At 30.2% G+C, this 387-nt stretch carries 1 protein-coding gene; it reads right to left on the bottom strand.

Features of this window, described 5'->3' with window-relative positions:
• Positions 1-387 (bottom strand): hypothetical protein (locus ASV53_RS25770; RefSeq protein WP_189337981.1); only part of this gene is annotated, 387 nt, incomplete at both ends.

The following is a 387-nucleotide window of genomic DNA, read 5'->3' as shown; positions in this document are numbered from 1 at the left end:
CTATTATCCTCATTGATTAACTCATCAATTATCAATTTTGATTGTACTTCGTCGTTCATCAATAAATAATTGTTTTCTGCTTTTCGAACTATTTCAGCATCAATGTTTGTAAAATTAAAGTATGCTATTTTATGTTCCAAGTAAAATGGAATACATAGATTCAACAATTGATCAATTGTAAGTTCTTCATCGAACTTGCATCCTAATGTAGACTCTATCAACTCTTGACAAGGAAAGTGATATCCTTTCAATTGCTTGAGTGCTTCATTGGTTAGTTCTGAATTGTAATTATCAAGCCTCTTAAAGATAGCATGCAAAATTTCTCTTGAGTCTATATTTTGAATGGGATTTAAAAGCCCGACTAAGAGTTTTCGTTCTTCATTATTT

This window comes from Photobacterium sanguinicancri, from assembly GCF_002265265.1.
Lineage (GTDB): Bacteria > Pseudomonadota > Gammaproteobacteria > Enterobacterales > Vibrionaceae > Photobacterium > Photobacterium sanguinicancri.
The sequence above is the reverse complement of the archived record's forward strand: the minus strand, read 5'-3'. Positions and strand labels throughout refer to the sequence as shown.